Below are 23,392 nucleotides of genomic sequence, written 5' to 3'. Positions count from 1 at the left end.
CTCAGTCGCGGGCGTACGGATTCGGCTCGCCCGAACCGTGCGGCCTGAGCGTATAGCGTTTGTAGGTCCACTGGTATTGGGCAGGGTCGCGGCGCGCGATCCGTTCGACCGCGGCATTGAGCGCCGTTACCGCGCGCTGCGGTTCGGGGTCGGCGATGGCGTCCGGCGCTGCCTCGATGTGCAGCGCGAAGCCCGGTTGGTCTCCCTGCGTGTCGACGCGCTCGCACCAGGCGAACAGCACGGTCGCGCCGGTGCGGCGGGCCAGCCTCCCGACCAGCGTCATGGTGAAGGCCTCGACGCCGAAGAACGGCGCGAACTCGCCGTCGCCGGCCTTGGGCTGCTGGTCAGGCAGGATGCCGACCACGCCGCCGGCGCCCAGCCGCTTGAACAACTGGCGGATGGCCGGGCCTTCGGCGCGGACCTGGGTGACGCGGTCGGGGTCCTGGCCGCTGGCCGCCCGCACGCGGTTGAGGAAGGCTTCGCCGACGGCGGATTCCGGCGGACGGTAGAGGATCGCGAGCGGTGTGCGATCCGCCAGCCACTGGTTCAGCAGTTCCCAGTTGCCATGGTGCGGCGCGACGACGATCACCCCCTCGCCCCGGGCGATCGCCTCGTCGAGCAGCGAAACGCCGTGGTGCTCGCGGACCAGCTGGAGGTTGCGGGCATGCGGGTGGGTCCACAGGCGCAGGGTTTCCAGTGCCTGGCGTGCGGTGGTACGGAGGATGTCGCGATGCCATTGCGCGCGCTCGGCGGGCAGCAGGTCGGGATACGCCAGTTCGAGGTTGATGCGTGCGACCCGGCTCTCGCGCGCGTCGAGCCGGACCCATAGCGCTGCCATGCCGTCGCCCAGCGCCATCAGCCAAGGCCAGGGCAGGCGCCCGACGGCAGCAGCGCAGAGGTGGAGCAGGCGGGCGACGAGCGCGGTCATCGGTCGAGTGTAACGGGCGGGAGGATGGGTGCCGCGCCACGGGATCGGCGGGGCGACGCGCATCCCCACCGGGCAGGGGGGCGTCCGCCTGTCGGCTATCCTGCCGGGGCGGGGGCGCCGGACAGATACGGCTCCGGACCCCCGGCCACGCCATATCGCCTGCCTCCGTCCGGGAGCCTACCCATGCTCGCCCTCATCCAGCGCGTCACCTCCGCCCGCGTCGACGTCGACGGCGAGGCCGTCGGCGCGATCGGCCCCGGCCTGCTCGCCCTGGTCGGCATCGAGCTCGATGACGGGGATGCCCAGGTGCGTCGACTCGCCGAGCGCCTGCTGCAGTACCGCGTGTTTTCCGATGCCGAAGGCCGGATGAACCTCGGCCTGGCGCAGACCGGCGGTGGCCTGCTGCTGGTGAGCCAGTTCACCCTGGCCGCCGATACCCGCAAGGGCCTGCGGCCGGGCTTTTCCACCGCCGCGCCGCCCGACATGGCCGAGCCCCTGTTCAGCCAGCTGGTCGCGACCTGCCGCGAAATTCACCGCGGGGGGGTGGAAACCGGGCGGTTCGGGGCCCATATGGAGGTGAGCCTGGTCAACGACGGCCCGGTCACGTTCCTGCTGCGAGCCTGAGCCGGCTCCCTGGCGCCCTCCCGTGGGCGGCGGTTAAGCCCCCGGGCTGGTATACTGGAGCGTTCACTCCCTCCCTATTTCCGTGGTGGCGCGCCCTATGGCCAACGAACGTCAGGCCCCCCAGTCCGACATCAAGCAGCTCATCAGCAAGGGCCTGGAACAGGGCTACCTGACCTATGCCGAGGTCAACGACCACCTGCCCGATGACCTGGTCGATCCGGAGCAGATCGAAGACATCATCGGCATGATCAACGGCATGGGCATCGAGGTGCACGAGGTTGCGCCGGATGCCGAGACCCTGCTGATCACCGGCGAGAGCAGCAACCGCGACGTCGACGACACCGCGGCGGAAGAGGCTGCGGCCGCGCTGAGCGGCCTCGACACCGAGGGTGGCCGCACCACCGACCCGGTGCGCATGTACATGCGCGAGATGGGCACGGTCGAGCTGCTGACCCGCGAGGGCGAGATCGCCATCGCCAAGCGCATCGAGGACGGCCTGTCCCAGGTGCAGGCTTCGCTGGGCCTGTTCCCGTCCACCATCGAGTCGCTGCTGGCCGACTACGCCGCGCACAAGGAAGGCAACAAGCGCCTGGCGGAGATCGTGGTCGGCTTCAACGACGAGCTCATCGAGGAGCAGCAGCAGGAAGAAGCGCTGCGCAACGGCGAGGAAGTCGAGGACACCAGCGACGACGAGGCCGAGGACGACGCGGACGACGATTCCGATTCCGGCTCCGACGAAGACGCGCCGACCGGGCCGGACCCGGCCGAGGTCGATGCGCGCATGAGCGCCATCGAGCAAGCGTACGCCAAGTTCGAGAAGGCCTATGCCAAGCACGGTCCCAGCCACAAGAGCGTGGTGGCCGCGCGCGAGGAAATGGCCGCGGTGTTCATCACCCTCAAGCTGCCGCTGCCGCTGACCGACGTGCTGGTCACCCAGCTGCGCGAGGCCGTGACCGAGGTGAAGCGCCACGAGCGTCGCATCCTCGAGCTGGCGACCCGCCGTGCACGCATGCCGCGCAAGGACTTCATCCGCGCGTGGGACGGCAACCAGACCAACCTGGGCTGGGTGGACGAGCTGGTGAAGCGCAAGCAGAAGTGGTCGTCCGGCCTGCGCGAGGTCAAGGACCAGATCGTCGACGAGCAGCAGGCGACGATCGACCTGGAAACCCGCATCCGCCTGAGCCTGGCCGATCTCAAGGAGATCAGCCGTGCGATGGCCTACGGCGAGGCCAAGGCGCGCAAGGCCAAGAAGGAGATGGTCGAGGCCAACCTGCGCCTGGTGATCTCCATCGCGAAGAAGTACACCAACCGCGGCCTGCAGTTCCTGGACCTGATCCAGGAGGGCAACATCGGCCTGATGAAGGCGGTCGACAAGTTCGAGCACCGCCGCGGCTTCAAGTTCTCGACCTACGCGACCTGGTGGATCCGCCAGGCGATCACCCGCTCGATCGCCGACCAGGCGCGCACCATCCGCATCCCGGTGCACATGATCGAGACGATCAACAAGCTCAACCGCATTTCCCGCCAGATGCTCCAGCAGTACGGCCGCGAGGCCACGCCGGAGGAGCTGGCCAAGGAAATGGAGATGCCGGAGGACAAGGTCCGCAAGGTCATGAAGATCGCGAAGGAGCCGATCTCCATGGAGACCCCGATCGGCGACGACGAGGACAGCCACCTGGGCGACTTCATCGAGGACACCAACGCGGAGTCCCCGATCGACGCGACCACCAACATCAACCTGTCCGAGACCGTCCGCGACGTGCTCGCCGGGCTGACCCCGCGCGAGGCCAAGGTGCTGCGCATGCGCTTCGGCATCGACATGAACACCGACCACACCCTCGAGGAAGTCGGCAAGCAGTTCGACGTCACCCGCGAGCGCATCCGCCAGATAGAGGCCAAGGCGCTGCGAAAGCTGCGCCACCCGAGCCGTTCGGAGCAGCTCCGCAGCTTCCTCGACATCGACTGACCGGGCGCAAGCCCGCAGGCATCGACGAAAGAAAAAGCCCCGCTGCAAGGCGGGGCTTTTTCATGTGCGCATCAAGCGATGGCGAGATGGCGAGATGCCAGCGCGTGGTTAGGGCGGGAGCGCCTACTCCGCGTGGCCATCCAGCGTGCCGGGACGTCCCGCGGTGCGGGTGCGCAGCGGCGGCGTGCCTTCGGCGGGACAGGTGAACAGCGCGGACTTGTGCAGCCAGTCCGGGTCCGGATAGTAGGCGAACAGGTACTGGCCGTTCTTGATGTCGTCGATCAGGGTGCGGGCGATGTCCGCGCGCACCGCCGGGCAGCCCCAGCTGCGGCCGAGTCGCCCGAGGCGCTTGATGGCCCCTTCGCTGACGTAGTCGGCGCCGTGCATCACGATCGCGCGGTCCCGCGCGCGGTCGTTGAAGCCGGGCTCCAGGCCATCCAGTCGCAAGGAGTATCCGTTGCGGCCGACGTAGGTTTCGCTCGTGCGGAACATGCCCAGGCTGGTCTGGTGGCTGCCGGGCCGGTTCGAGAAGTCGGTGGTGTTGATGCCGCCGGAACCCTGGCCGTGGGCCACGTAGTCAGTGAGCGTCAGCTCGCGTGTCTCCAGGTCGAACACCCACAGCCGGTGTTCGGTGGACGGCTTGGAGAAGTCGATCACCGCCAGGCGCCGGGGGTGCTGTTCGGGACGCATGCGCAGGGCGCATTCCAGCGAGCGTGCAGCGAGGGTCAGCATGCCGGCGTCCGCCTCGGGCGCGGCCCGGGTCAACGCGGTGGCAAGGGGTTCTTCGGCCTGGGACGAGGGTGCGAGGGCAAGCAGGCCCAGCAACGGCAAGGCGAGACGGGTCGCGTGTCGAGTCATGGAAGGTACCGGGTTTGCAAGGGGGGCGAAGCCTGTACCGGGCTCCGTCGCCGCCTCATAGCCGGTCCCGGCGATGGACGCCGGGACACGCTTGACCAGGACGGCGCGTCAGTCCTTCACATTACGTGCACGCCACCCCACTGCCGCTGAATGCGACGGGCGCCGCGCCGACGGCGGTCACGTTTCCGGACTATGGCGGTCAGTTCGCCTCGGCCGCGCCCCCGTCCCCCTCCGGCGGGGTATTGGTGACCACCGTCATTTCCACGCCGGTGGTCGACGGCAGGATCGGCGCGTCGGTCACCATCAAGGTCGTACCAGGGGCCAGGTAGGGGGTGGCCGCGGCGATGAAGGGCGGCGGCAGCACCACGCGGGCGGCCTCGGCAGGGTCCATCGGGAGGCCCGCGTCGGCTTCGTGGCCCGGCAGGCTGACCGCGCTCCAGCGCGGTTCGTAGCTGGCCGGCATGCGGCCCGTCGCATCGGCCTCCGCATCCCCGAGCACGGTGTAGACATGGGTGCCCAGCGGCCGGTCGCCATCCTTCAGCACCATCCGGGTGCGGCCGATCTCGACCCCGTTGCGATAGACCAGCACCCGGCGGTCGGCGGTGCTGACGACGATCGAGAGCGGGCCTCCCGGTGCCAGTTCCGGCTGCCAGCGGTAGGCCTCGCCGGTGTGCAGCCGGGGCACCGTGGGCTCGGCGCCGGTCGTGGCGTCCACGGGCGACAGCAGGCCCGGGTGGGCGACATCGGCCGGCGAATCGGCATCGTCGGCCACCACCACGGTCATGCCGAGCGGACTGACTTCGAACAGGTCCGCGGCGAATGCCGACGGCAGGTGCACGCAGCCGTGCGAGGAGGGGTAGCCCGGCAGCCCACCGGCATGCAGGGCCACGCCGCCCCAGGTCAGCCGCTGCGTGTAGGGCATGGCGGCGTTGTTGTAGATGGAGGAGCGGTGGTCCTTGTCCTTCTGCAGCGTGGTGAACACCCCGGTCGGCGTCTGGTAGCCCTTCTTGCCGGTGCTCACCGTCGAATAGCCGATCAGCACCCCATTGCGATAGGCGTAGGCGAGCTGCTCGGTCAGGCTGACCACCACCACGATCGGGCCGGAGGGCGCGTTCTGTGGCATCCACACCCACTGGCCCGGTTCGAGTTCGGACGGCGTGACGTCGCTCGTGGTCGATTCGCGGTCGCCCCAGAACGGGGTGGAGGCTTCGGCTTCGACACCACCGAAAGACAGCAGGAGGGCAAGGGCAAGGCGTCGGAACATCGGGGGACCCCAGTCCAGTGGACGTCCCCGAACTGTGCCACAAGCGGTTTGTTCCCGCCTGCGCACTGCTACCATTTGCCCCCGGTCGCGCTCGCGCCTCGCCGCACCCCTCCGGGCCTATAGCTCAACGGTTAGAGCAGAGGACTCATAATCCTTTGGTTCCAGGTTCGAATCCTGGTGGGCCCACCACTCCCTCATCTACACCGGATCGAACATCACCCGGTTGCGCCCGGCGCGCTTGGCGGCATACAGCGCGCGGTCGGCGGCGGAGAACAGCGCGTGGTGGTTCTCGTGCGTGCCGTCGCCGGTGGAGGCGCCGCCGATGCTGATGGTGACCGGGATCAGCGCGGCCAGTTCCTGCTCGACCGCGCGGCGCAGGGCCTCGGCGGTTTCGCGGGCCTGTGCCCCGTCCTCGCCGGGCAGCAGCACGGCGAACTCTTCGCCGCCGTAGCGGAAGGCCATCCGGCGGCCGCCGCTGGCACCGACGTGGTCGGCCAGGGCCTTGGCGGCACGGCGCAGCACCTTGTCTCCGAAGGCATGGCCGTGGGTGTCGTTGACCTGCTTGAAGTGGTCGATGTCGGCGACCAGCACCGCAACCGGCTGGCCGCGCTGCAGGTGGCGTTCGAACTCGCGGTCCAGCGCCTCGTCGAAGGTCCGGCGGTTGGGCAGCTGGGTCAGGGCGTCGGTGCGGCTGAGGTGGTTGATCTCGCGCACGCGGTGGGCGAGCGCGAGCGACAGCAGCACCATTTCCAGCAGCGAGCCGATCTGGAACGCGTTCTGGGTGAAGGGGTTGTGCGGCAGCCAGCCGAAGGACTTGGCCATGAACACCATCACCGCGGACAACAGCACGCCCCAGGCGATCATGAAGTAGCGCGCCGACACGCTGCCGTGCAACACGCCGATGATGCCCATGGTGATGATCATCGCGGTGATCGCGATGGTCAGGTAGGAGATCGGGACGATGATCTGGTTGTAGTCGAGCAGGAACGCGCCGGCGAACGCGACGACCGACAGCACTTCCAGCGCGCGCGCGACCCAGTCCAGGCGCGGTGTCAGCTGCGGTGTGTCGAGGAAGCTGCGGGTGAAGCGCATGCCGAACAGCAGGGTCAGCGCGAGCATCACCACCAGGCTGGTGTTGCCCCAGGCGGGCTGCCCTGGCCAGAAATACTGGAACGCAAGGCCGTCGATGATCGAGAAGTACAGCCCGTAGCTGAGCACGTACAGCAGGTAGTAGGAGAACGGCCGGTCGCGCACCGCGAGGAATATGAAGATGTTGTACGCGATCAGGACGAAGAAGCCGCCGAAATAGAGGCCGAAGCCCAGTTGCCGGACGTCCTGGCCTTCCACGAGCGTGCTGGGGTCCACCAGCGACAGGCCGATGTTCATGGAGCCGCTGGTCCGCATGCGCAGGTAGACCTGCTGCGTCGAACCGGGGGCGACCTCCAGCGGGAACAGGAAGTCACGCGTGCCGATCGGCCGGCTGTCGAAGGGTCGGCGGTCGCCGGTGGCGACATCGCCCTGTATCTGGCCGTCCTGCACCTGCCACAGGTCGATCGTGTCGATCAGCGGGTAGTCCTGCCGGAGCACCAGACGTACCGGCGTGCCAGTCGGATTCCCGAGGTCGATCCGCACCCACCAGGTCGAACGCGAGAAGCCGAAGTTGGTCCGGTCACCGGGCGGCGGCGCGAAATCCCGTGATTGCATGGCCGACGCGAGGTCCAGCCCGTGCTGCGGATCCTCAAGCACCTGCAGCTGGTGCGACAGCGGCAGCTCGTTGACCTGCGAGACGTCGATTGCCCCTGCCCATGCCGGCGGCGCGAACAGCGCCCACGCCAGCATGCCCATGAGCCAGGCCCTGAGTGACATCGTTACTCCTGGATAGTGCCGGTCCCCACGCCCGCACCTGGTCGCGCAAGCCCCGAGTGCGGCGATGATGGACATCCCGGCACCTGCGGAGAACTGCGCGCGCGCATCTTCCCACACGGGCGTGGCGCCTCAAAATGAACGGAGGGCAGCGTGGAGCGCCCTTCCGGCAGGCCCGGGGTGCGGATGTGCGTCGTTCAGGCCGGCTCGGTGGTGCCGGATGGTGGTACGCCATCGGGACGGGTACCCAGCGCCCACACGCTGTTCGGGTCGCCGGTGCGCGCGCGATGGAGCGTCGCCACCGCCATCCGCCAGAACGCCAGCGCCATCACCAGCGCGGTCGCATCGATCAGGAAGCGGTGCCAGTGGCCCTGCCACGCCGCGGCGAACAGGTGCTCGCCCGACCCGATCCAGCCGGCGACCGGGATCAGCGCGGTCAACACGACGCACAGCCACAGCAGTTCGAACGCGGCGCGCGGCGGCGGACGCAGCAGGCCCCAGGCCACGCAGGCCAGGAACACCGCGTTGTAGACCAGGGCGGCGCCGGTGCCCGGCAGGAACACCGCGCCGAGGAACAGCGCGGACACGCCGGCCACGCAGCCCAGGCAGACGCCGAGCGTGATCCCGGCCATCACCCGCGTGCGTCGCGGCTGCTCGACCTGGCGGCGCTTGCGGCGTGCCTCGACCCACAGCAGGTTGCCGCTGTAGAACAGGAAAGCGCCGGCGAGGCCGAGCACGAAGTACAGCCACTTCACCGCGCTGGCGCCGAAGTTGCCGTAATGCAGGTGCTGGATGCCGCGCAGCATGGCCATGCCGGGGGTGAAGTCCTTCGGCCCGACCGCGTTCTGCAGTTCGCCGGTGGCGGCGTTGACCGCGATGCCGCCCATCGAATTGAGGCGGCGCTGCGGCAGCGCGCCGAACATCGTCGCCTGCGCGTTGGCGTCGCCGGCCTCGTGGTAGGAGATGCCGTCGATCTCGATGCCCGGCAGCGCACGTTCGCCCAGGCGCACCAGCTCGGCCACCGGCAGCATGGGCCGCGGTTCGCCGGCGGGTTCCACGTGGGCGGCGACCTCGAAGTCGCGCTCCAGGATCGTCAGCAGCTTGTTCTCGAACACCAGGAACTGGAACGGCGCGAGCATGACGAAGCCGATCGTCAGCACCGCACCGCTCCACGCGAAGATGATGTGGAACGGCAGCGACAGCATGCCGACGACGTTGTGCGCGTCCTGCCACAGCCGCTTGACGTTGCGGCCGATGCGCAGCGCCATCAGGTCCTTGAGGAAGGCCGGCGCATAGATCACCACGCCACTCACGAGGGCGAGTCCATAGAGGATGCAGAACACGCCGAACAGGTAGATGCCCAGCGTGCGGGGCAGGCCGGCGGTGAAGTGCAGGTCGTAGATGTATTCGATCCAGCCGGCGCGCGCGTCGCGTTGCTGCAGCTGGCCGGCCTCGTCGAGGGTGAAGCGCTGCTGCGCACCGCTGGCCTCGTCGAACCAGAACAGCACGGGCTCCGGGCCATGGTGGCCGGGCAGGGTGAGGAAGAACTGGTGGTCGGCCTCGGGGTGTCCCGCGAGCACCGCCTCGACCAGCGCCTGCGACTCGGCGAACCCGGCCTCGCGGGTCGGCATCGGCTCGGCCGGGTGTTCCCAGCCCTGCAGTTCGTGCTCGAACACCGTGATCGCGCCGGCATAGAACGCGATGAACAGCGCCATGCCGGCGACCAGGCCCACCCAGGTATGGACCGCCAGGAAGATGCGCAGGGTCGCCGCCTTCATGCCGGCAGCTCCGCGGTCCAGCCCAGCAGCTTGGCCCCGTGGATGAGGGCGAAACACAGGGCGGTGGCGCCGCCCATCCACAACCAGGCGCGCAGCCCGCTGCGGAAGGCGAAGGCCATCGACATCACGCCGATCCAGAGCGGGAACGACATCAGCAGCCAGGGCAGCGCGGTGCGCTCGATCGGTCCCGGCCACAGCAACGCGACCAGGCCGATGATGCCAACCGTCAGCGGCAGGCCCAGCAGCGCCGCGGCGAAGGACTTAGCCCACATCGGCAGCCCCCTTGCGCAACTGGCGCCACCCGTCCAGGTAAGGCAGGAGCACCAGCACCAGCATCAGCGCGGTCAGTGCCGAGAACACCCCGGCCCACACGCCCAGCAGGCGGATCGCGGCGACGAGCGACAGCAGGCTGAAACCCCAGCCTGCCCAGTGTGCCAGTCGCGCATGGCCCTCGCCCAGCGGCCACAGGCGCTGGTGGCGGCAGCCCAGGTAAAAGCCGAGTGCGGCGAACAGGGCGCAGGCGAGGTAGGCGAGGGTCATCGCGGCAGGCTACCAGCGCACGTCCACGCCGACACCGATGACGCGCGGCGCGCCGAGGATCACGTTCGGCGAGTCGTCCGACCAGGCGTATTGGGTGTACGCCTCGTCGAACAGGTTGTTGGCGAACACATAGGCGCCCCAGTTCATGGCTTCATAGCCGAACTTTGCGTTGACCAGGACGCGCGAAGGCAGGTGGCGTGCGTCGCTGCCGATATCCGGCGTGACGCTGCTGCGGTAGTTGGCGTTGAGGTTGCCGACCCAGTGCTCGCCCAGGTGGACGTTGCCGCCCACCGCGTAGGTCCAGCGCGGCGCGTACGGGAACTCGGAGCCGCTGTAATCCTCGACCTGGGCGCCGTCGCTGACGTCGAACTCGTCGAACTGCGTGCGCGAATAGCCGACCGAGGCGTACCAGTCGAAGGTCGCGTTGACGTAGTGGGTGGCCTCCAGCTCGAAGCCGTACAGGTGCGCCTTGCCGGCGTTGACGGTGTGGTAGTCGAAGTCGTTCAGGCCGAACAGCGCGGTGACCTGCTTGTCGGTCCAGTCGATGTAATAGGCATTCGCGGCCAGGCTGAAGCGGCCGTCGAGCCAGTTGCCGCGCAGCGACAGTTCGGTGTTCCAGGTGAACTCCGGGTCGTAGGCGAAAATCTGGCCACGCGCGATGTTGAACGACGAGCCGCCCGAGCGGTAGCCGCGCTGCATGACCAGGCCGGTGCTCAGGGTGTCGTTGATGTCGAAGCGCAGGCCAAGCTTGGGCAGGAAGGCATCGAAGTCGCGGGTGCTTTCCGGGGTGACGCTGTTGGCCTGCTGGACCAGGCCGAGCACGGCCATGTTGATCCCGTCGATGGCCGGCGCGAGCGCCGGACCGAAGGCATTGGGGTCGGGCAGGGTGCCCATGAACTGGGCCGTGGTGACGCCGCCGAAGGTGTATTCCTCGGTGTCGTAGCGGAAGCCGCCGAGCAGGGCCAGGCGTTCGGTCAGGTCGAATTCGACGTCGGCGAACAGCGCCAGGTTCTGCGATTCCGACTGCGCATCGCTGACGTAGGCGACCGGGATCACCGGCAGGGCCTGCGCGTACAGGCCGGCGACGTAACCGGCCGTGGCCGGGTCGAGGCCCGCGCCCATCAGGACCGCGGCGATGGTGTCGACCGGCGTCTCCACGTTGGTGCGGTTGTCGCTGACGTTGTCCATGTCACGGCGCGAGCCGTACAGGCCGACCAGCCCGCGCAGGCGGTCGCCGTCGTAATGCAGGCGCAGTTCCTGCGACAGCGTCCCGTAGTTCTCGTCGGTGTCGCCCCAGGCCTCGGGGTTCTCGGTCAGGTCGGTGTCGTAGCTGCGGTCCATGTCGGTATCGGACCAGGCGGTCACCGAGCTCAGCGTCCACGGGCCATCGAAGGCATAGTCCAGCTCGAGCGTCGCCATCTGCCCGAGCGCATCGCTGGCCGACGGGTAGTCGGAGGTGTTGACGCGGTCGTCCCAGTAGTCCGGCACGTCATTGCGCGCATAGGCGTACATGTACGGCCCGTCGCGGTCGTCGCGCAGGTAGCCCAGGCGCGCGGTCAGGCCCTCGGCCCAGGCGGGGGTCCACAGCAGCTTCGCCCGCGCGGTGGTCGACTCGCGCGCATCTTCCATGTCGCCGCGGGTGGGGTTGTCGATGAAGCCGTCGAAATCGCGGTCGTCGATGGAGACGCGGAAGGCCAGTTCGTCCTGGATCAGCGGGCCGCCGGCCGCCACCGACAGGCGACGGTCGGAGGGGTCGGAATACAGCGCGCGGGCGCGGCCGGACCCGTCCATGGTCGGGTCCTCGGAACGGATCACGATGGCGCCGGCCAGCGCGTTCTCGCCCTGCAGGGTCGACTGCGGGCCGCGCAGGATCTCCACCTGGGCGATGTCCCACAGGTCGGTCGGGCCCGAATCGCTGACCTGGCTCGGCAGTGCCGCGCCGTCGACGTAGATCGTCGCCAACGGGTTGGGCGCGCCGGCCTCGTTGGCGATGCCGCGGATGGTGAAGCCGCGGTCGCCGTACATGCGGGTGACGTTGGCGGTGCGGTCGAGGATGTCGCCCAGTCCCTGCAGGTTCTCCTGCTCGATGCGCTCGGCCGTGGTCACCGCGACACTGGTCGTCGTTTCCTGCAGGCTGCGCTCGGTCTTCTCGCCGGTGACGACGATGCGGTCGAGCTCGGTGGCATCGGCAGGCCCCGGGGCCTGCTGGGCGTGGGCCTGGAGCGCGAGGAGGAGGCAGGATGCCAGCACGCTCGTGCGCGCATGGGCGCGCCGGCGGCGAGTCGGATGAGGCACGTGGGGTTCCCCTGGGTCGAGTGTGGGCGGTGACGCAGCCGGTCGTGCCGCGTCAGTACCTGTCGGTATGTACAGGCTGGAAGTATATAGGAATGATTTGCGTTAACAATTGCATCGACCGACACGGCCGTGGATGACCGCATTGCATGGCCGTCCCGGCCAGGCCCGGGCACAATGCCCCCATGACTGATCCCGCCCTGCTCGAAACCGTCGAACACGAAACCGGCCCGTCGCCGGCCTGGACCGTCCTCTGGCTGCATGGCCTCGGGGCCGACGGCAACGACTTCGCCCCCATCGTCCCGGAACTGGTCCGCAAGGACTGGCCGGCGCTGCGCTTCGTGTTCCCGCATGCCCCGGTGCGCCCGGTGACCATCAACAACGGCGTGCCGATGCGGGCCTGGTACGACATCCGCGACATGAATCTCGCCCAGCGTGCCGACGAGGCGGGCGTGGACCAGTCGGTGGTCCAGGTCGAAGCGCTGATCGCCCGCGAGGCCGCCCGCGGCGTGCCGGCCTCGCGCCTGCTGCTGGCCGGCTTCTCGCAGGGCGGCGCGATCACCCTGGCGGCGGGGGTCCGTCGCACCGAGCCGCTGGCAGGACTGATCGCCCTGTCGACCTACCTGCCGATGCCGGAGCGGCTGATGGGCGAGGTTACCGTGCAGGCGCCGTCGCAGCCGCTGTTCATGGCGCACGGCCAGTTCGACCCGGTCGTGCCCTACGCCGGCGGCGATGCCAGTGCCCGGGCGCTGCGCGGCAAGGGCTTTGCCATCGATTGGCATGCCTATCCGATGGCCCACCAGGTCTGCGCCGAGCAGATCCGTGACCTGGGCGAGTGGATGGGCCGGCGCTTCGTCGCCGGCTGAGCCGGGGCCGGGATGGCCGGGCCGCGTGGCGGGCATTAGTATCGGTGCGGGACAGGCATGCCGCCGGGGGGAGGTAGCCAGCTGGCCATGGGGAGTCCGGGAGGTGGATGCCGATGAAGGTGGTGATTGCCGATGACGAACCGCTGGCGCGCGAGCGCCTGCGGACCCTGCTGGCCGACTGCGATGGCCTGCAGGTGGTGGCCGAGGCCGTCGATGGGCACGAAGCCCTCCACGCCTGCGCCGAACACGAACCCGACCTGATCCTGCTGGACATCGCCATGCCGGGTCTCGACGGGCTGGAGACCGCGCGCCACCTCGCGGCGTTCGAGCCCCGCCCGGCGGTGGTCTTCTGCACCGCGTACGACGCACACGCGCTGTCCGCGTTCGAGGCCGAGGCCATCGACTACCTGGTCAAGCCGGTCCGTGCCGAGCGCCTGGATGCCGCGCTGGAGCGCGTGCGCACCTTCGCCGCGGGCCGCCGCCAGGGCATCGAGGCGGGACGCGGCCAGCGCCGCACCCACCTGTGCGCGCGCCTGCGCGGCAGCCTGCGGCTGATCCCGATCGAGGACGTGCACTACCTGCAGGCCGAGGAGAAGTACGTGGTCGTCCACCACGCGCACGGCGAAGACCTGATCGAGGAGTCGCTCAAGTCGCTCGAGGAGGAGTTCGGCGAGCGCTTCGTGCGCATCCACCGCAACTGCCTGGTGGCCCGTTACGACATCGTCGAGCTGCGCCGCTGCCCGGACGGCCACGTGCAGGCCATCCTGCGCCACGGCGACCATCCGCTCGAAGTCAGCCGCCGCTGCGTGCCGGCGGTGCGGGAGCTGCTCAAGCAGTTGTGACCCCGTCGCGCCCGGTCGGCGATAATGGCCGGATGAAGTCGCTACGCATCGCCACCCGCAAGAGCCCGCTCGCCCTGTGGCAGAGCGAACACGTCGCCGACTGCCTGCGTGCCGCGCACCCGGGGCTAGAGGTCACCCTGGTGCCGCTGAGCACCCGTGGCGACGAGGTACTGGACCGCTCGCTGGCGGCGATCGGCGGCAAGGGCCTGTTCCTGAAGGAGTTGGAAGTCGCGATGCAGCGCGGTGAGGCCGACTGCGCCGTGCATTCGCTGAAGGACGTGCCGATGGAGCTCGAGCCGGGCTTCATCCTGCCGGCGATCCTGCCGCGCGCGGATGCCGCCGATGCCTTCGTCAGCCCACGATTCGAGCGCCTCGACGCGTTGCCGCAGGGTGCCGTCGTCGGGACTTCGTCGCTGCGCCGGCAGGCCCAGTTGCGCGCGTTGAGGCCCGACCTGCGGCTGCGCGACCTGCGCGGCAACGTCAACACGCGGCTGGCCAAGCTGGACGCCGGCGACTACGACGCCATCGTGCTGGCTTGCGCGGGCCTGCAGCGGCTGGGCCTCGAGGCGCGCATCCGCGACCGGCTGGAGCCGCCGCACTGGCTGCCCGCGCCGGCGCAGGGCGCCATCGCGATCGAATGCCGCGACGACGATCCGGCGGTCGCGGCCCTGTTCGCCGCACTGGACGACGCCCACACGCGATGCCGCGTCGAGGCCGAGCGGGCCATGAACCGCGCGTTGCACGGCAGTTGCCACGTCCCCGTGGCCGCGTTCGCGGCGCTTGAAGGCGAGCGCCTGCACCTGGTCGGCCAGGTCGGCTCGGTCGAGGACGGGCGCGCGGTTCGCGCCGAAGCCGTGGGGCCCGCCCGCGATCCGGTGGCGCTGGGTGACGCGGTCGCCCATCGGTTGCTGGCCCAGGGGGCCGGGGCGCTGATCGACCCGCATCGCTGAGACACGGGGCAACGTGCCTCAGAAGCGCCGGCGCACCCCCAGCCAGCCTTCCGCGGTCTCGGTGCCGCTCTTGCCGCTGGTGCGGTGGCGGATCACGTAGTCCCCTTCCAGGGTCCAGTTCGGCATCAGGGTGACGTTGACGTCGAACACCTGCTTGACGAACGTCTGCCCTTGCCCGGTTTCCACCAGGACCTTCTGGCTCCAGTGGGTGCGCTCGCCGAAGCGGCGGCCGAAGTCGATCGAACTGCGGAACACCGGGCCCGCCTCGCCGATCCCGTCGTCGCTGCGAGGGGCCAGCCGGTAGGCCGCGTCGAAGGCGACCACGAGGTGGCTTTCGCCCTCGCGCAGCAGTTCCACGCCGTGGCGGCTGCCGATCCGGTAGCGGTTGGAGTAGTTGTCGCGGCTCAACCGGCGGTGCGCGCTGGCCCGCAGTCGCGCGTGGCGGCGGTCCTGCGCGCGGAACCGCGACAGGCCGTCGGCGTGCACCGCCTCCCGGCGCGCGGCGTCGACCTCGCGGGCCCATTCCGCGTCATTGCAGCGCAACGCCAGGCAGGTTCGCCGCCGCCAGCCCATGTCGACCACCTCCGCGACCTGTCGGGGTTGCGAGACGTTGGCCGGCATCGGCGTGGCGAGGAAGGGGCTGAGCACCAGCCCCAGCAGCAAGGACATGCGGGAGGCATTCGCGGAAGGTGAACGGGGAGTATGCCGTCCCCCACCGCACTTTTCGATGAATCAGAAGTCGTACACCACGTTGACGGTCGTCAGGGTGTCGGTTTTCTTCGTGTCCGGCAGCACGTCGGTGTTGTGCCGGACTTCCACGCCCGCCTTCAGCGCCAGCGCCTCGGTCATCTTCACCTTGAGCGCGAGGTCGTTGCGCACGAAGGTGTTCTCCGAACCCGCCTCGACCAGCAGGTCGTTGCTGATCGAGGTGCTGTCGTTGAACTGGTGCGCGAAGGCCATGGTCCCGCGGACGATGCCCTCGTTCCGGTGGACCTGCACGTCCTGCAGTTTGGACCAGCGGTAACCCGGACCGACTTCGAACAGCAGCTTCGTGGCCTCGGTGTCGATCGCGCGGAAGCCGTAACCGACCGCGGCCGTCCACTGGTATTCGTTCGACGCGAAATGGTCGCGCTCGTTGCGGATCGAGCCCAGCAGGTAGCTGCGTTCACTGAGGTCGCGACCGCTCTGCGCCCAGAACTCGTAGCGGTATGCGTTCTCCTCGTCGTCGCTCTTGCCGTACAGGAAAGACGCGCCCGCGCCGTGGTGCCAGACATCGCCGTGGTAGCCCAGCGACAGGCTTCCGACGAGGGTCTCGCTGTCGGTGTTGCCCTTGCTGATCGCGAGGCCGAGCTCACCCGTTCCCACCCACGTGTTGGGGGCTTCGGCGGCAGCGGCGTCGACGTCGGCATCCTGGGCGGAGGCGGTGAAGGGGGCGAGGGCCAGCAGGCCCGCGGTCAGCAGGGTCATGCGCATGGTGGACTCCGGGAGGGGAAACAGAACGCCGCGCTGGGTGCGCGGCGGATCGCCATTCTAATGGATGTGGCGCGGCCGGCCGTGGCGCCCCGTTCAGTAGTACGCCATCACCGCGTGCCGCGCCTGTGCGAAGAACAGCCAGCGTTCGACGAAGCTGCCGAGCAGCGCCGACAGGGCCGCGAGCGTGCAGCAGGGGCCGGCGACGTCTGGCACCGCCCAGGCCAGCGTGGTTGCCAGGGCGGGCACCACGGCAAACAGGAGGACCGCGATGGCCCGCAGGCGCCGGGCGTGGCGGCGCGCCAGCACGAAGCCCATCTCGCGCGTGAGGTAGTTGGGTTCGGTGTGCGGGTGCTCGAACACCCGTACGTCCCGCCCGGGCAGGCCGACCGCGCTGCCCGTGGCCGCGGCAGCAGCCGGGATCCGGTCGATGTCGCGCCAGTACGCTGCTTTCAGCAGCGCGGTCGCGGAGCCGATGAGCAGGGTAATGCCCGCACCCACCCCCAGCGCGCCGGCCGTCAGCCCGGTCCAGCTGCCGGTGGCCAGCAACAGCAGCCAGCCGCCCAGCACTGCGAACAGGCCATAGCCGGGCAGCACCAGGCGGTGCCGCCAGGCAGGGATCGGTTTCAGCGAGGCATAGATCATCGCGGTGCAGGCAACCGTCGCCCCCGCCAGCAGGACCACCAGCGCGGCCAGCAGCGGCACCCCCGGCCCCTGGAAAGCGGAATACCCGGGTTCGAACATGCCGATGCCCACCACCGCGAGCAGCCCGCCGGTCGCGAGGGTGGCCGCGACGGCCGCCACGCCTTCCCGCGACAGCCACGACGTGCGCCACTGCGAGAACGCCCGCCACGCGCGCAAGGGCTTGCCGAGGTGGAAGGTGGAACTCAGCAGGCCGACGAGGGTGAGCAGAAGGCCCATTGCCAGCAGCACCGCCCAGAGCAGCGGCATGATTCCCTCGCGCGGCGGCTCGCCGCCCACGCAGGAGAGCAGGATCACCAGGCCCGTCCACGCCAGCAGCCCGTAACCGGCGCCGGACAGCGTGGTGAACAGGATCACGGAGAAGGCGGGGTGCATGGCGGACTCAGCGGCTCAGCATGCGGTCGAGCCAGCGCAGCACCGGCGGCAAGGCATCGCGGTCGAGTGTTTCCTCCGGCGCCGGTGCCGGCGTATCACGGCCGTCGCGGCGGGGGCGTGGCGGCAGGTATTTGTTGGTGGGGCGGTAGCCGAGTTCGGGCATCAGGTCGACGCCGCCGCGCTCGGCGACCAGCTTCGAGACCTTCGACGCCGGGTCGGCGAGGTCGCCGAAGTGGCGGGCCCGGGTCGGGCAGGCCTGCACGCAGGCGGGTTCACGCTCGCGCGCGTCGAGGTGCTCGTTGTAGATGCGGTCGATGCACAGCGTGCATTTCTTCATCACGCCTTCGACTTCGCTGTACTCGCGGGCGCCGTACGGGCAGGCCCAGGAGCACAGCTTGCAGCCGATGCACTTGTCTTCGTCCACCAGGACGATGCCGTCCTCGGCGCGCTTGTAGCTGGCGCCGGTCGGGCACACCGTCACGCACGCCGGTTGCTCGCAGTGCAGGCACGACCGCGGGAAATGCAGGGTCATCGCCGGCTGCGATGCGGTCGGCGCGACCTCGTAGCTGTGCACGCGGTTGAACCAGACGCCGGAGGGCGACTTGCCATAGGGGTCTTCGTCGGTCAGCGGCGCGGCGAAGCCACCGGCATTCCACTCCTTGCAGCTGACCGCGCAGGCATGGCAGCCGACGCAGGTGTCGAGATCGATCACCAGGCCCATTTTCCTGGGCGGGTCGGGCGGCAGCGACGTCATGGCAGCACGCGATGGCGGAGCGCGCCCAGGCCGTAGGCGGCGAGTGCGAACGAGAACACGAACACGAAGGCGGCACGCCAGCGCGGCGATGGCGGGTCGACCATCATGCGCGGGCGCGCCAGTTCCGGGAATGCCGCGGGATCGATGAACGCCCACGCCGCGATCCCCATGCCGACCACGCCGCCGACCACGCAGAGCACCCGCACCATTCGCATGAGGGTGCTCATCGCGAGCGTCCGCCGCGTAACAGCACGAGGCCGACGACGAACGCGCCCACGGCCATCATCAGGGTCGGGGCGAGGCCGGCGAACACCGCCGCCAGCGACACGGGCGCGGTGCCGTCGAGGGTCGGACCGATCACGCCCAGCCCGAGGGCCACGACCAGCGCGAAGCCCAGTCCGACGCACAACCAGCCGGCGATCCGGCGCGTTGCCACGTTCATGCGTCCTCCTTGCGACGGTCCGCGCGGGCCTCGCGCAGACCGGCGCCATAGCGCAGCGGCGCGTCGTCGGCGGCACCGAGCGCGAGGGGTTCGAACTGCGGCGCGCTTTCGCCCCGGGTGGCCGTGGCAGGTGCAATCCGCACGCGCAGGTCGAACCACGCGGCCTGCCCGGTGACCGGGTCGGCATTGGCGTAATCGCCCTTGGGGGTGACGTCCGAGATCAGATGGTTCAGCAGGAAGCCCTTGCGGCCCTCCGGCGCGTCCTTGTCCAGCCGCCAGGCGCCCCGGCGCTTGCCGATCGCGTTCCAGGTCCAGACCGTATCGGGCTGTACGTTGCCGGCGAACTTCGCCTGCACGGTGATCTCGCCGTTGTGCGACGTCACGGTGATCCAGTCCTCGTCGGCGATGCCGTGCTTCGCCCCCGTGTCTGGGTGCAGATAGAGGTAATTGCGCGCGGTGATCTGCCGCAGCCAGGCGTTCTGCGAGCCCCAGGCGTGGTACATGAACATCGGCCGCTGGGTCACCGCGCTGAGCGGGTAATGGCTGTCGGCGCCGTCGAGCTGCGCGCCCTCGAAGGGTTCGTACCACATCGGCAGCGGATCGAAATACGTCGCCACGCGCTGCCGGTGGGCTTCCGGCGGCACGCGAGGGCCGTGGCCCTGCGCCGCGAGGCGGAACTTCTGCAGCGTTTCCGAATACAGCTGCAGCACGACGGGGTCGCCGTGGCCGAGGAAGCCCATCTTCTGCGCCCAGTCGAGGTAGCCGCGGTTGGCCATCTTGAAATAGCGCGCGTGTTCCGGGACCTCGCTGCGCCAGAAGCCGCCGTTGTCGATGTAGCGCTGCAGCTGGTCCGGATTGGGCGGACCCTTGGCCTCGGTGCCGCCGTCCTCGCCACGCCAGCCCGCGAGCAGGCCGACGCCGGGCGCGCGTTCGTGGCGCACGATGTAGTCGGCGTAGTCGCGGTAGCGCGGCGAACCGTCCTCGTTCACCAGCCCGGGCAGGCCGAGCCGCGCGCCGAGTTCGATCAGCACCGACTGGAAGCCGCGCACGTCGCGCGGCGTGCCATCGGCGCGCACGCCCTGTTCCGCCGGATCGAGCACCGGGTGGCGGATCGCGTCGCTGGCGCCGTCGGCGTCGGAAATCGGACGGTCGAGCAGGCTGATCGCGTCGAAGCGCTCCAGGTAGGTCGTGTCGGGCAGCACCAGGTCGGCGTAGGCGACCATCTCGGAGGCATACGCGTCGCTGTAGATGATGCGCGGAATGCGGTACGCGCCGGCTTCGTCCTTGTCGGTCAGCCAGCCGATCGTCTCGGCGGTGTTCATCGCCGAGTTCCAGCCCATGTTGGCCATGAACATCAGCAGGGTGTCGATCCGGTAGGGATCGCCTGCCCACGCGTTGCGGATGACGGTGTGCATCATCCCGTGCGCGGACAAGGGATAGGCCCAGGAATACGCATGGTCGATGCGCCGCGGCTCGCCGTCGGCATCCACCACCAGGTCTTCCGGGCCATGCACGAAACCCAGGGGCGCGGCGTCGAGCACGCCGTCGGCATTGCGCGACTTGCCCGGCCGGTTCGGTGGCGGGATGGGCTTGGGGAACGGCGGCTGGTAGCGGAACGAACCCGGGGTGTCGACCGCGCCGAGCAGCATCTGCAGCAGGTGCAGGGCGCGACAGGTGTGGAAGCCGTTGCTGTGCGCGCTGATGCCGCGCATCGCGTGCATCGACACCGGGCGGCCGACCATCTCCGCATGCTCGCGGCCCCAGGCATCGGTCCACGCGACCGGCAGGCGGATTTCCTGCCCGAAGGCGGCGTCGGCGAGTTCCCGTGCGATCCGGCGGATGGTGTCGGCGGGGATGCCGCAGCGTTCGGCGACGCTGTCGGGGGCGTACCTGGGATCGAGGTAGCGCTCGGCGACCAGATGGAACACCGGCACCGCGGTGCGGCCATTGGCCAAGCGATACGAACCCACGACCGCGGGCGCGGTGTCGATGGCCCCGGCATCCGCGACCTGGCCCGACCTGCGGTCCCAGCACAGCGGGCGGCCTTCGCCATCGCGCGCGAACAGGCCGTCGTCTTCGCCGCCGGGATTGCGCACCACCAGCCAGTGCGCATTGGCGTAGCGCACCAGGTAATCGAGGTCGATGCGGTCGGCCTTCAGCAGCTCATGGATGAGCGCGAACGCGAACAGTCCGTCGGTACCGGGACGGATGCCGATCCATTCGTCGGCGATCGCGCCGTAGCCGCTGCGCACCGGGTTGACCGCGACGATCTTGGCGCCATTGGCCTTGACCTTGCCCAGGCCGAGCTTGATCGGATTGGAATCGTGGTCCTCGGCGACGCCCCACAGCATCAGGTACTTCGTGCGGTCCCAGTCCGGCTCGCCGAACTCCCAGAAGCTGCCGCCGATCGTATACAGCCCGCCGGCGGCCATGTTGACCGAGCAGAACCCGCCGTGGGCGGCGTAGTTGACCGTGCCGAACTGCTGCGCCCACCAGCCGGTCAGCGCCTGGCTCTGGTCACGGCCGGTGAAGAACGCCAGTTCGTCCGGATTGCGTTCGCGGATCGGCGCCAGCCAGGCGGTCGCGATCTCCAGCGCCTCGTCCCATTCGATCTCACGGAACTCGCCCGCACCCCGTTCGCCCACGCGAAGCAGTGGCTTGTCCAGCCGCGCCGGCGAGTAGTGCTGCATGATCCCGGCCGAACCCTTGGCGCACAGCACGCCCCGGTTGACCGGGTGGTCGGGGTTGCCCTGGATGTAGCGGATCTGCCCATCCTGCAGCCACACCTTGATGCCACAGCGGCACGCGCACATGTAGCAGGTCGTGGTCCTGACCTCGTCACCGGGCGTCGGCGACAGGTCGATGGCGGGCTCGGACGGAGCGGGCATGCCCGTATTGTGCGCCCGCCATCCCCGCTTGGCGAGGCGTGCGCGATGGCACGCGACCCGGTGGGGGTGCGATGCTAGGGCTCCCGCCGCCCCGCTGCCCGTCGCCCTGCCATGGAACGCATCGAACGCATCCACGCCCTGCACCGCATCCTCTCCAGTGCCCGCTATCCGGTGACCGTGCAGCGGCTGATGGACGAGCTGGAGTGCTCGCGGGCGACGGCCTACCGCGACCTCGCCTACCTGCGCGACTTCCTGATGGCGCCGGTGGTCGGCAATGGCGAGGCCGGCTTCAGCTACGACGCCGCGGAGCAGGACCGGTTCGAACTGCCGGGCCTGTGGCTGAGTTCGCAGGAGCTGCATTCGCTGCTCGCCGCGCAGCAACTGCTGATGCGCAGCGGCGGCGGTGTGCTGTCGAACGCGTTGGCGCCGTTGCAGGGGCGCATCGAGAAACTGCTCGACGAACATGCCGGCGGCCGCCGGGTGCCGATGGAACGCGTGCGCGTGGTGCCGCACCGCACCCGCAGGCTGGACGAGACCGCCTTCCGCAACGTCGCCACCGCCGTGCTCGACCGCAAGCAGCTGGCCTTCGAGTACCGCGCCCGTTCGACCGACGAGAGCACCCGCCGCACGGTGTCGCCGCAGCGTCTGACCCACTACCGCGACAACTGGTACCTCGATGCCTGGGACCACGCGCGCGAGGGCCTGCGCAGTTTTGCCGTCGACCGCATCAGCGCCGCGCGCATCGCCGACGCCGACGCGATCGACGTTCCGGATGAAGAGCTCAACCGCCAGCTGGCCTCCAGCTACGGCATCTTCTCCGGCACGCCGAAGGGTTGGGCGACCATCGTCTTCAATGCCAAGGCCGCGCGCTGGGTCGCCGACGAGCACTGGCATTCACAGCAGCAGGGCCGCTTCCTGCCGGACGGCCGCTACGAACTGAAGCTGCCCTACAGCAACGGCCGCGAGCTGCTGATGGATGTGCTGCACTACGGCAGCGATGCCGAGATCGTCGAGCCGCCCGTGCTGCGCGAACAGGCCCGGGCACTGCTGTCGCTGGCCCTCAGCCAGTACGACTGAACATGGCGGCTGACCGGCGCGGCGAGCGCATCGCCCTGGTGCTCGGGGCCGGCGGTGCCCGAGGGCTGGCCCAGATCGGCGTGATCGAGGCCCTGCAGGCGCGTGGCCTGGAGATCGCGTCCATCGCCGGGTCGTCGTCCGGCGCGCTGGTCGGCGGCCTGCACGCGGCCGGCAAGCTCCAGGTCTACCGCGACTGGCTGGTCGGCCTGGACCGCACCCGCATGCTGCGCCTGTTCGACCCCGGCATCCCGCGCACCGCGCTGTCCGGCGGCGACCGGCTGATGGCGGCGCTGCGCGAGTTGACCGGCTCGCCGCGCATCGAGGCCCTGCCGATCGACTTCACCGCGGTCGCCGTCGACCTGGTGCGCCAGCGCGAAGTCTGGCTGCGCGAGGGCGACCTGTGGGATGCGGTACGCGCGTCGATCGCCATCCCCGGCGTGTTCACCCCGCACCGCATACACGGCCGCGACCTCGTCGACGGCGGCCTGCTCGCGCCGTTGCCGATCGCCGCCAGCCGGCTGTCGGACGCCCATCGCCTGGTGGCCGTCGACATGCACGGCTGGCCCGAGCGCCCGCCCGGCGAGACGGCTGACGCCGAAGCCGAGCCGACCGGCTGGATGCCGCCGTGGCTGTCGCGCTGGTTCACCGCGGACGAGGACGACGGGGACGACGGCATGGGCATCACCGAGCTGATGGCGCGCTCGCTGGACACCATGCAGGCGCAGATCGCCCGCGTACAGCTCGCGATGGATCCGCCCGAACTGGTCATCCGCATCCCGCGCGATGCCTGCCAGTTCTACGAGTTCTGGCGTGCCGCCGAGCTGATCGAGCTGGGTCGCCGCGAGGCCGAGCAGGCGCTCGACGCCGCCGGTTACTGAGCACGCGGGCGCGTCTTAGCCGGTGAGAAGCCGGC

The 23,392-nt window shown here is 69.6% G+C and carries 22 protein-coding genes and 1 tRNA gene; 8 read left to right on the top strand and 15 right to left on the bottom strand.

The annotated features are described in order from the left end of the window. Position 1: 1 nt before the first annotated feature. Positions 2 to 928, bottom strand: coding sequence for a lauroyl acyltransferase (locus H4F99_RS01635; RefSeq protein WP_182667962.1), 927 nt, complete (start codon positions 926 to 928; stop codon positions 2 to 4). Positions 929 to 1,111: 183 nt separating this feature from the next. On the opposite strand from H4F99_RS01635, the gene dtd reads away from it, so the two are divergent. Together dtd and rpoD are read left to right on the top strand one after the other, a co-directional pair. Continuing rightward, positions 1,112 to 1,552 carry a D-aminoacyl-tRNA deacylase gene (gene dtd, locus H4F99_RS01630; RefSeq protein WP_182667961.1) on the top strand — a complete coding sequence of 147 codons (441 nt, stop codon included), beginning with the start codon at positions 1,112 to 1,114 and terminating at the stop codon, positions 1,550 to 1,552. Positions 1,553 to 1,649: 97 nt separating this feature from the next. Further along, entirely contained in the window at positions 1,650 to 3,518 is a 1,869-nt protein-coding gene (gene rpoD, locus H4F99_RS01625; protein ID WP_182667960.1) for an RNA polymerase sigma factor RpoD, read from the top strand. A 123-nt stretch (positions 3,519 to 3,641) separates the two neighbouring features. Here the strand turns inward: rpoD and H4F99_RS01620 are convergent, their stop codons facing one another. Together H4F99_RS01620 and H4F99_RS01615 are read right to left on the bottom strand one after the other, a co-directional pair. Further along, entirely contained in the window at positions 3,642 to 4,376 is a 735-nt protein-coding gene (locus H4F99_RS01620) for a murein L,D-transpeptidase catalytic domain family protein (protein WP_182667959.1), read from the bottom strand. Between the two features lie 199 nt (positions 4,377 to 4,575). Next, the gene (locus tag H4F99_RS01615; protein WP_182667958.1) at positions 4,576 to 5,640 is read right to left on the bottom strand and encodes a L,D-transpeptidase; all 1,065 of its coding nucleotides are present in this window, start codon (positions 5,638 to 5,640) and stop codon (positions 4,576 to 4,578) included. Positions 5,641 to 5,753: 113 nt separating this feature from the next. Between H4F99_RS01615 and H4F99_RS01610 the strand changes: the two genes are divergently transcribed. Further along, a tRNA-Ile gene (locus tag H4F99_RS01610) sits at positions 5,754 to 5,829 on the top strand. 9 nt (positions 5,830 to 5,838) lie between these two features. Here the strand turns inward: H4F99_RS01610 and H4F99_RS01605 are convergent. The 5 genes from H4F99_RS01605 to H4F99_RS01585 form a co-directional block, all read right to left on the bottom strand. Then, entirely contained in the window at positions 5,839 to 7,506 is a 1,668-nt protein-coding gene (locus H4F99_RS01605) for a diguanylate cyclase (RefSeq protein ID WP_182667957.1), read from the bottom strand. A 194-nt stretch (positions 7,507 to 7,700) separates the two neighbouring features. Next, a complete protein-coding gene (locus H4F99_RS01600) occupies positions 7,701 to 9,281 on the bottom strand; it encodes a PepSY-associated TM helix domain-containing protein (RefSeq protein ID WP_182667956.1) in 1,581 nt (526 codons plus the stop codon). After that, a complete protein-coding gene (locus H4F99_RS01595; RefSeq protein WP_182667955.1) occupies positions 9,278 to 9,553 on the bottom strand; it encodes a hypothetical protein in 276 nt (91 codons plus the stop codon). The genes H4F99_RS01600 and H4F99_RS01595 overlap by 4 nt, the downstream gene beginning before the upstream one ends. Continuing rightward, complete coding sequence (locus H4F99_RS01590; RefSeq protein WP_182667954.1) at positions 9,543 to 9,821, bottom strand: hypothetical protein; 279 nt, start codon at positions 9,819 to 9,821, stop codon at positions 9,543 to 9,545. Before H4F99_RS01590 ends, H4F99_RS01595 begins: the two co-directional genes overlap by 11 nt. Positions 9,822 to 9,830: 9 nt before the next feature. Next, the gene (locus H4F99_RS01585) at positions 9,831 to 12,116 is read right to left on the bottom strand and encodes a TonB-dependent receptor (RefSeq protein WP_343064115.1); all 2,286 of its coding nucleotides are present in this window, start codon (positions 12,114 to 12,116) and stop codon (positions 9,831 to 9,833) included. A gap of 182 nt (positions 12,117 to 12,298) precedes the next feature. Between H4F99_RS01585 and H4F99_RS01580 the strand changes: the two genes are divergently transcribed. From H4F99_RS01580 to hemC, 3 genes are all read left to right on the top strand, one after another. Further along, complete coding sequence (locus H4F99_RS01580; protein WP_182667953.1) at positions 12,299 to 12,979, top strand: alpha/beta hydrolase; 681 nt, start codon at positions 12,299 to 12,301, stop codon at positions 12,977 to 12,979. 113 nt (positions 12,980 to 13,092) lie between these two features. Then, complete coding sequence (locus H4F99_RS01575) at positions 13,093 to 13,821, top strand: LytR/AlgR family response regulator transcription factor (protein WP_182668126.1); 729 nt, start codon at positions 13,093 to 13,095, stop codon at positions 13,819 to 13,821. Positions 13,822 to 13,853: 32 nt separating this feature from the next. Then, positions 13,854 to 14,771 carry a hydroxymethylbilane synthase gene (gene hemC, locus H4F99_RS01570; protein ID WP_182667952.1) on the top strand — a complete coding sequence of 306 codons (918 nt, stop codon included), beginning with the start codon at positions 13,854 to 13,856 and terminating at the stop codon, positions 14,769 to 14,771. A gap of 18 nt (positions 14,772 to 14,789) precedes the next feature. Here hemC and H4F99_RS01565 read toward each other — a convergent pair whose 3' ends face one another. The 7 genes from H4F99_RS01565 to H4F99_RS01535 all read right to left on the bottom strand — a co-directional run bounded on the left by H4F99_RS01565 (position 14,790) and on the right by H4F99_RS01535 (position 21,402). Further along, the gene (locus tag H4F99_RS01565; protein ID WP_182667951.1) at positions 14,790 to 15,440 is read right to left on the bottom strand and encodes a DUF481 domain-containing protein; all 651 of its coding nucleotides are present in this window, start codon (positions 15,438 to 15,440) and stop codon (positions 14,790 to 14,792) included. A 63-nt stretch (positions 15,441 to 15,503) separates the two neighbouring features. Next, positions 15,504 to 16,244, bottom strand: coding sequence for a DUF481 domain-containing protein (locus tag H4F99_RS01560; RefSeq protein ID WP_182667950.1), 741 nt, complete (start codon positions 16,242 to 16,244; stop codon positions 15,504 to 15,506). Positions 16,245 to 16,337: 93 nt separating this feature from the next. Next, entirely contained in the window at positions 16,338 to 17,318 is a 981-nt protein-coding gene (locus H4F99_RS01555) for a dimethyl sulfoxide reductase anchor subunit family protein (RefSeq protein WP_182667949.1), read from the bottom strand. Between the two features lie 7 nt (positions 17,319 to 17,325). Beyond that, the gene (locus tag H4F99_RS01550) at positions 17,326 to 18,072 is read right to left on the bottom strand and encodes a 4Fe-4S dicluster domain-containing protein (protein WP_182667948.1); all 747 of its coding nucleotides are present in this window, start codon (positions 18,070 to 18,072) and stop codon (positions 17,326 to 17,328) included. Beyond that, on the bottom strand, positions 18,069 to 18,299 hold the full coding sequence (locus H4F99_RS01545; RefSeq protein WP_182667947.1) for a hypothetical protein: 231 nt from the start codon (positions 18,297 to 18,299) through the stop codon (positions 18,069 to 18,071). The genes H4F99_RS01550 and H4F99_RS01545 overlap by 4 nt, the downstream gene beginning before the upstream one ends. Beyond that, positions 18,296 to 18,514, bottom strand: coding sequence for a hypothetical protein (locus H4F99_RS01540; RefSeq protein WP_182667946.1), 219 nt, complete (start codon positions 18,512 to 18,514; stop codon positions 18,296 to 18,298). Before H4F99_RS01540 ends, H4F99_RS01545 begins: the two co-directional genes overlap by 4 nt. Then, positions 18,511 to 21,402 (bottom strand): molybdopterin oxidoreductase family protein, encoded by a 2,892-nt coding sequence (locus tag H4F99_RS01535; RefSeq protein ID WP_182667945.1) that lies wholly within the window; start codon positions 21,400 to 21,402, stop codon positions 18,511 to 18,513. The genes H4F99_RS01540 and H4F99_RS01535 overlap by 4 nt, the downstream gene beginning before the upstream one ends. Before the next feature lie 111 nt (positions 21,403 to 21,513). On the opposite strand from H4F99_RS01535, the gene H4F99_RS01530 reads away from it, so the two are divergent. Both H4F99_RS01530 and H4F99_RS01525 read left to right on the top strand, forming a co-directional pair. Further along, on the top strand, positions 21,514 to 22,479 hold the full coding sequence (locus tag H4F99_RS01530) for a helix-turn-helix transcriptional regulator (RefSeq protein ID WP_182667944.1): 966 nt from the start codon (positions 21,514 to 21,516) through the stop codon (positions 22,477 to 22,479). Between the two features lie 2 nt (positions 22,480 to 22,481). Then, positions 22,482 to 23,357, top strand: coding sequence for a patatin-like phospholipase family protein (locus H4F99_RS01525; protein WP_182667943.1), 876 nt, complete (start codon positions 22,482 to 22,484; stop codon positions 23,355 to 23,357). Positions 23,358 to 23,392: the final 35 nt, after the last annotated feature.

The sequence above is a fragment of the Marilutibacter penaei genome, from assembly GCF_014145395.1.
GTDB classification, from domain to species: domain Bacteria; phylum Pseudomonadota; class Gammaproteobacteria; order Xanthomonadales; family Xanthomonadaceae; genus Marilutibacter; species Marilutibacter penaei.
The sequence above is the reverse complement of the archived record's forward strand: the minus strand, read 5'-3'. Positions and strand labels throughout refer to the sequence as shown.